The organism is Escherichia sp. KCJ4928 (genome assembly GCF_004352695.1).
GTDB lineage: Bacteria > Pseudomonadota > Gammaproteobacteria > Enterobacterales > Enterobacteriaceae > ECMA0423.
The window spans coordinates 1-346 of the sequence record NZ_SJWV01000667.1 but is presented as its reverse complement, the minus strand read 5'-3'; the positions used below and the strand labels follow the sequence as shown (position 1 = coordinate 346).

The 346-nt window shown below is 56.9% G+C and carries 1 protein-coding gene; it reads left to right on the top strand.

The window, feature by feature from the left end; translation table 11 throughout:
- Nucleotides 1-58: 58 nt before the first annotated feature.
- Nucleotides 59-346: phage tail protein (locus tag E0D98_RS26165; protein ID WP_096955505.1), on the top strand; the 288-nt coding region annotated here is incomplete at its 3' end.

Genomic DNA, 346 nt, shown 5'->3' with positions numbered 1-346 from the left:
ATTGACCAGCGGGTACAGGCGGTGATGTTATCCATGCGTCGTGACGGAGGAATGCTGAGTGGATGAGATTAAGACCCTTCACTGGTGTCCCCGGGAAGGGATGCAGGTGACGGAGAAACCGTCGGTGGTGACGGTGAAGTTTGGCGACGGTTATCAGCAGCGTCGTCCGGCAGGACTGAATGCGCAACTGAAGACCTTTCAGGTGGTTTTTCGGGTGAGAACGGATGCTGAGCGGGAGGCACTGTCCGCGTTTCTGTCATGGCATGGTGGTTACCGGGCTTTTTTGTGGAAGCCCCCGAAACATAACCGGACGGTCAGGGTGGTGTGCCGGGAGTGGAGTATTACG